Below are 4,614 nucleotides of genomic sequence, written 5' to 3'. Positions count from 1 at the left end.
AGATCCGCTATACACCTCAGATCTTGTGAAATTGCCTGAACCATCATTCTTAAACCAATAGACCTTATTGCTTCCACCGGCAACAATATCTATGTTTGAATCTTCGTCTAAGTCCACTAGAATAAGTCTTTGCATGTCTTGTCCACCACTGATTTCATTCCTTGTGAACTTGAACTGAGCTGTTAAGGCAAAGGGCATGATAATGAAGAGACAGAATGCCAATTTCTTAGCGTTGTAGTTCGACTGATTCATCATTCTACGGCACCCCTGGATAATCAGGAGGATAACCCAGGTCATCTCCTTTGGGGCTCGCTACAGCATAAAGACCACCCCCCATTACTATCAGTGCCACAATGATTAGTAAAGACTCAAACCCGGAATCCATAACGAACCACAGGTTAGAGTAAATATTTTTCAGATTATTAGACAATCCAGCAACCAATCCCCTGTCAAAACGGTCTGGAGGAGGTTTCAGACCAACCACATACCATGCCAGGACGCGGGCAGCCTCCGCGGCGTTTTCCGGATCACCGGCAAAAGTGACGGTGGTGCGGGCTTTGCCTTTAAGATAACGTTTTCCGATCTTCCTGTCCCTGTAGGTATATAAGTTCTTTGAGTCAGTCTCCACTGAATAGCGCCTGAAATCGTAACTGTAGGTCCGTCCGTCCCTTTTAAGTCTCCAAATCACAATTTCTGTATTATCAAGAAGGACAGCCACAGACGGATCCAGCGTGTCTGCCTGTGAACGCCAGAGATTTGAGGCAAACTTGGAAATGCCTGATAACTCTCTCTTCCTGAACGATAGCGGAAGTACAGTGGTAGATTGCTCAATAACTCTGAATTCCCCTGTAGCAACCAGCTCCTCTTCTACAAGAGATGAGATTGCACTCTCCTCAATATCTACTAGACCGGATGTACCGCCGGAAAAGACGGAAATCTTCCGATCCATCATATCCTGAGACACAAGCGTTGTGCTCAAGAATACCAGTATGGATAGTAAAATATTCCGCATTAGTCAGACAAATCCTCTAGGATGGGAGGATTCACTGAGGGTCTATGCCTCCCGCATCAAGAAAGATTAGAGCAAAAAAACGGTTTTCACAAGAACAGGCACCTCTATTGTGACATGGAGCATAGATTATTATGCCCTGACGGAGATAACTTGGAATTGAACCAAAAATCCTTGAAGTTTCCTGTTAAATTTTTAAGGAAAAGGCAAATTAATGAATCAAGATTTGAATGGACGAAGAGACAGGGTCGACCGGCGAATAATCCACGACAAGCGCAAAGGCGTAGAACGGCGTACCGGTAGAGAAAGGCGCGAGGCTGACCAGAGCCAAAAAACTCTTCCTGCAGAAGGAGAACGTCGCAAGGTGCTGGACCGGCGCACCGGAAGGAGCAGTCGACAGGGGGCTGACCGGCGTAACGGCATAGATCGGCGGCTTTTGGTCAAAAACAAGCAAGCTCAGCGCGGCAAATTAATCCTCGGTGGCGTTATTACGGCTGGTTTGGCTTTAAGCTTACTTTACTATGAATCAGAAGTCCGAACAGAGGATCTTGCTGGCACTATTTCTGGATCGCAAAAAGTGCAGTTAAAAATGCTGGGAGGCGGCAAAACAACCATCGATGAACTTTTGAAGAAAGGACCTGTACTTCTGGACTTCTGGGCCACGTGGTGCGGACCGTGCCTGAAAGAGATGGTACACCTTCAGCGGTTTCATGAGAAGTACAGTGGATACGGCCTAACCATCTTAACCATTAATCAGGACTCCCCGAAGAGCCTTTCCAAAGTACGGTCTGTTATAAAGTCTAAAAAGTTCACCTTTATGGTGGCTCTTGATCCCAATGGGAAGATGTCAAAAAGACTCAATGCAAAACTCCTTCCCACTACCATCCTTGTGGATATGGATGGTGTTATCCGCTGGATGCACCAGGGTTACCTGCCTGGAGATGAATTAGAGATCGAATCAAGCATCCAGGCCCTCATTGGAATTAAAGAGCCGGCTCCAGTCACTTCCTGACCGAATGAGATTAAGACCACTTCTGTGGTCCACTCCTCTTTGCCTATCAATTGTTTCTGGGCAGGCTTCTTTCTCAGGCACTCTCACTTCCAAGTATGCTGAAAGCGCCAATGATTTCAATTTCTCTGAACACTTTCTGGAAGGAAGAGCAAATTTAAATCAATGGTCGGCCTGGGGTCAGCTGGAGCTCAGCAAACCTCCTGAAATCGGTGTGAATATCAGTGGATTGAGGAAAGTTCGAGTGGAGTACTTCAAGGATAATTTAAGTCTTGAGATAGGTGATGTATACACCATCTGGGGTCGGGGGCTCCTTTTGAACCAGGTGGATGACCAGGCTATCGACCTGGATACAGGCGTAAGGGGACTTCTCCTTAATTACACGGGTGAAAATTATTCACTCAACCTCATCTCAGGAAAGATGAACTCGTGGAAGGGCTCTACCATGGTTAATAATTTCAGTGACCGTGTACCTAACTATGAGACGGATCACCTCCTAACAGGAGCCAATCTGGAAACAGAACAGCTAGGTTTAAGATTGGGTCTGTCCTACCTGGAATCAAGAGAAGATCATTATATCCCTTACGACAAGACAGGCAACCCCGTAAACTTGGACTTAAGGCACCGTTATGCCGGTACCTATGCTGAATTCAGTCATGATCTGTTTGACGCTTTTGTAGAGGCGGTTTACAGGAGTGCCGGTGATCTGGGACCCGGGAAATATCTTTCAGATGGAAAAGGATTCTACGCTGGTATAGGAACATACCTGGGAGAATGGTCAGCGGTCATTGATTACAAGAATTACGATTTCAAGCGTCTGCCCCCTGAGAAGAATTTTGACTTTGTGAACAACTATGATATTTCCTTGGATTTCCAGCGCCCCCCTACCGGTATATATGAGCACACTTCACGTCTCATTGGAAGGATCATTCATGAGCTGGACCCCAATGACGAGGTGGGCACCCAGATCTATATTACAGGACCTGTAAAGGACTGGTTCAACCTTTCAATAAACCATTCCAGAGCCAGTCGTCACGACATTATTTCCATGAATGAGGATTTCAAATGGAACCCTCAAACGAATAATAGACTTATCTCCAGTGGTTCGCCTTTTGCTGATTATTTCAGAGATACCTTCGTTCAGATAGAAGGCGCACTTTTCAGTGATAAGCTCCAGTACAAACTGGGGTGGGACAAGCTTGAAGATGTCCTTTCAGTCATTACAAATTATAGTATACCCGGATTTACAACAAAGTCATATGATTATGTCTCAGCCCATACCTTCCCCCTTGATTTAAATCTGCATCTTCCCTCCCGCTTCAGCCTTCAGATAAAGACCGAGTACCAGTCCATTAAAAAAGGATATATGAATGACTTTGGCGAAGGGTGGGAATTTCGATCTCTCTATCCTGTAGACACCAGGTACAATGCCGTTGTATCTATCGGAGTGGCCCGGTCGCCCAAGTGGTCCGTCGCTTTTACCTTAGACCGTACTTCACAGGAGTGGGACAAGGATGACTGGGTATGGGGACCTAAAGAGTGGAGGTCTTTAGAGATTCTTTACAACCTGAACGAGAGTACACGGTTATCAGTCATGAGCGGATCTCAGCAAGGAGGCCTCTTGTGTAGTAACGGGGTATGCAGATACGTTCAGGATTTTGATGACGGTTATAAAGTCAATCTTAGCTGGATTTTCTAAATATTACATCCATTGAAAAATTTTCTTAATCACAATAAATTATGCTTGAAGTATTGATAATATTTTCATCAACCGAGGAATCATGAGAAAAACATCAAAATACCTTCTCCTCTCACTTGTCATTCTTCTCCCCTTTTCCAGTCAGGCCGCCAAAAAAGCCGCTGTACTGGAAAAACTTACATCCCTCTACTGAGGCTACTGTAAACTATCCGGGAGTTTCCTGGAGGAGTGGCAAAACCCGAATTTCGTGGCTGAAACTGGTACACATGTTGCAGCTGATGGGAATGCTGGAATACGGGGCGGCAACAGAATGGGATATGTGGGTGATGATGTGATGAATGACTGGATTCTTATTAACTATCACACCGGAAGTGGGACTTATGCTGATGATCTGGCAAAAACCTGGCAAGCTCATCAAGACAACTGTACAAATCCTCCCATCGATGATCGCTGGTACAGTGATCAAACTGAACCGTATCTTCAATATTTTAATGGTATACCGGCTTTTAAAATAAATGGAGAGGACACTAGCCCTGAGTGGGCAGCATACACTGCTGACTTCCTAAATACAGGAAACCCAGCTAGTGATTGGGATGAGGCTTACTATGCTTACATAACTATGGTAAAACGCGTACAGGCTGAGACAACACCTATTACCATGTCACTGGATGGCACATCGTTTGTTGACAAAACCGCATCTGTAAACCTGAGCGTGACCAGTACAGATGACCTTTCGGCGAAAAACCTGCGTCTTTATGTGGGCGTAACAATGGATTCCATTGCGTATGACTTCGGACAATACTTTGACTGGGGAAAACTGGATCACCACAATAATATCTTCCTTGGCTGGGTAGGAGATAAAACTTCTGAGTGCGAGGCAGGTTGCGAAAACGGGCA

The 4,614-nt window shown here is 45.4% G+C and carries 5 protein-coding genes; 3 read left to right on the top strand and 2 right to left on the bottom strand.

All coding sequences use genetic code 11. The features are described from left to right. Together EYO21_09080 and EYO21_09075 are read right to left on the bottom strand one after the other, a co-directional pair. A partial coding sequence (locus EYO21_09080; GenBank protein ID HIB03956.1) for a VCBS repeat-containing protein occupies positions 1 to 255 on the bottom strand: 255 nt, incomplete at its 3' end. A gap of 1 nt (position 256) precedes the next feature. Further along, complete coding sequence (locus tag EYO21_09075; GenBank protein ID HIB03955.1) at positions 257 to 1,012, bottom strand: hypothetical protein; 756 nt, start codon at positions 1,010 to 1,012, stop codon at positions 257 to 259. A gap of 211 nt (positions 1,013 to 1,223) precedes the next feature. Between EYO21_09075 and EYO21_09070 the strand changes: the two genes are divergently transcribed. The 3 genes from EYO21_09070 to EYO21_09060 all read left to right on the top strand — a co-directional run. Next, a complete protein-coding gene (locus EYO21_09070) occupies positions 1,224 to 2,021 on the top strand; it encodes a TlpA family protein disulfide reductase (protein HIB03954.1) in 798 nt (265 codons plus the stop codon). 4 nt (positions 2,022 to 2,025) lie between these two features. Next, the gene (locus EYO21_09065; protein ID HIB03953.1) at positions 2,026 to 3,717 is read left to right on the top strand and encodes a hypothetical protein; all 1,692 of its coding nucleotides are present in this window, start codon (positions 2,026 to 2,028) and stop codon (positions 3,715 to 3,717) included. Positions 3,718 to 3,964: 247 nt separating this feature from the next. After that, positions 3,965 to 4,614, top strand: a 650-nt coding sequence (locus EYO21_09060; GenBank protein ID HIB03952.1) for a hypothetical protein, incomplete at its 3' end; no start/stop codon positions are given.

The organism is Candidatus Neomarinimicrobiota bacterium (assembly GCA_012964825.1).
GTDB lineage: Bacteria > Fidelibacterota > Marinisomatia > Marinisomatales > S15-B10 > UBA2125.
The sequence above is the reverse complement of the archived record's forward strand: the minus strand, read 5'-3'. Positions and strand labels throughout refer to the sequence as shown.

What these genes read in the sequence shown, in the direction of transcription:
- EYO21_09075 (HIB03955.1), bottom strand. Translation starts at nt 1,012, where the DNA reads ATGCGGAATATTTTACTATCCATACTGGTATTCTTGAGCACAACGCTT.
- EYO21_09070 (HIB03954.1), top strand. Translation starts at nt 1,224, where the DNA reads ATGAATCAAGATTTGAATGGACGAAGAGACAGGGTCGACCGGCGAATA.
- EYO21_09065 (HIB03953.1), top strand. Translation starts at nt 2,026, where the DNA reads ATGAGATTAAGACCACTTCTGTGGTCCACTCCTCTTTGCCTATCAATT.